General features: G+C 77.2%; 1 protein-coding gene and 1 pseudogene. Both read left to right on the plus strand.

Features of this window, described 5'->3' with window-relative positions:
• Positions 1-2: 2 nt before the first annotated feature.
• Positions 3-1,274, plus strand: coding sequence for a tetratricopeptide repeat protein (locus GT030_RS15910; RefSeq protein ID WP_237522494.1), 1,272 nt, complete (start codon positions 3-5; stop codon positions 1,272-1,274).
• Positions 1,271-1,945, plus strand: a pseudogene (locus tag GT030_RS15915) (nickel transporter); the annotation flags it as partial. The gene GT030_RS15910 and the pseudogene GT030_RS15915, both read left to right, overlap by 4 nt.

Raw genomic sequence — 1,945 nt, forward strand, 5'->3', positions numbered from 1 at the left:
CGCTGACCGGTGGCGCGGTCGCCTTCGGGACCGCGCGGGACGGGGCGCGGGCCGCTCCGGCCGCCGCCTCCGCCGCTATGGACCCCGGCGCACTCGCGGGCGCCGACCCGGACGCGGCCGTAGCCGCGCTCCAGACCCACCTGAAGGCGCAGCCGAAGGACCACGACGGCTGGGCCACCCTCGGCCTGGCCTATGTGGAACAGGCCCGCACCAAGGGCGACCCGGCCCGCTACCCGCAGGCGCAGGCCGCCCTCCGCCGCTCCCTCGCTCTCGCCCCCGGCAACGACAGGGCGGTGGCCGGACAGGCCGCTCTCGCCGCGGCCCGCCACGACTTCACCGGCGCCCTCGCCGACGCGGACCGCGTGCTGAAGCACAACCCCTACGACGAACGCGCCCTGTGCTCCCGCATCGACGCCCTGGTCGAACTCGGCCGGTACGCCGAGGCGGCACGCGCCGCCGACACCGCCGACGCCCGCAAGCCCGGCATCCCCGTCTTCACCCGGTACGCCTACGTGCACGAGCTGCGCGGTGACGTCACCACGGCCCGGCGCGTCCTCCAGCAGGCCCTCACCGGCGCGACCTCCCCGGGCGACATCGCCTACGTGGCCGCCCAGCTCGGCCAACTCGCCTGGAACCAGGGCGATTACAAGACCGCGCTCACCCAGTACGCCCGCGCCCTGGCCGCCGACGACAGCTATCTCCCCGCGCTGGAGGGCCGGGCCCGCGCCCAGGCGGCGAGCGGGCGACAGGCCGCCGCCGTCAAGGGGCTCGAGGCGGTCGTCGCCCGTGCCCCGCTGCCCACCTCGCTGGTCGCGCTCGGGGAGCTGTACGAGGCGCGCGGCGGCGCGGGTGACCGGGAGAAGGCCCGCCGGCAGTACACCCTCGTCCAGGCGTGGATCGCGCTCGCCCGTGCGAACGGCGTAGACGCCGACCTCGACACCGCGCTGGCCGCCGCCGACCACGGGGACAAGGCGGCCGCCCTGCGCGCGGCCCGCGCCGAGTGGGCCCGCCGGCACACCGTCCACACGGCCGACGCCCTCGCCTGGGCGCTGCACGTCAACGGCCAGGACACGGAGGCCCTCGCGCACGCCCGCGAGGCCACCGCCACCGGCTACCGCAACGCGTCCTTCCTCTACCACCGGGGCGTCGTCGAACTCGCCACCGGACACACGAAGGAGGGCCGGGCCTCGCTGGCGGCGGCACTGAAGCTGAACCCCGGCTTCTCCCCGCTCGGTGCCGCCGACGCCCGCACGGCACTGGAGGCGGCCAAGTGAGACTCCGCCGTTCCCTCGCCGTCTTCGCCGGCGCCTGCGCCGTGCTGCTCGGCTCCGCCCCGGCGGCGGACGCGCATCCCCTGGGCAACTTCACCGTCAACCGGTACGACGGACTGGTCGCCGCCCCCGGCACGCTCCACGTCACCCACGTCGAGGACCTGGCGGAGATCCCGGCGACCCAGGCCAAGCCGGACCTGGCCCGGCTCGGCACCGCCCGGTGGGCCGAGGTGCGCTGTGCCGAGGCGGCGCGGGGCAGCGAGGTCACCGTGGGCGGGCGCCGGATCACCCTCACGGTCTCGGCCGCGCGGGCCGAGCTGCGGCCGGGGCAGGCGGGGCTGGACACCCTGCGGCTGGAGTGCGCGGAGTCGGCGCCGCTGCCCGAGGGCGTGACGGTGAGCGTGGGCTTCCACAGCGCCGGGGTGTCCTCCGGGCCGGGGTGGCGGGAGATCACGGCGCGGGGCGACCGGATGACGCTGAGCCGGTCCGACGTGCCGCGGAAGTCGGTCTCGCGTGAACTCACCACCTACCCGGCCGGTTTGCTCTCCTCCCCCGCCGACACCTCCACCGCCCGGCTCACGCTCCGGCCCGGCGGGGCCGCCCTCTCCCCGGAGCGGGACGCGCCCGGCGCCTCGGTACTGCCGCGCGGCGCCGACCGCTGGACCCGGGCCCTC

Origin of the sequence: Streptomyces sp. SID1328 (assembly GCF_009865595.1) — a bacterium.
Classification (GTDB): domain Bacteria; phylum Actinomycetota; class Actinomycetes; order Streptomycetales; family Streptomycetaceae; genus Streptomyces; species Streptomyces griseoluteus.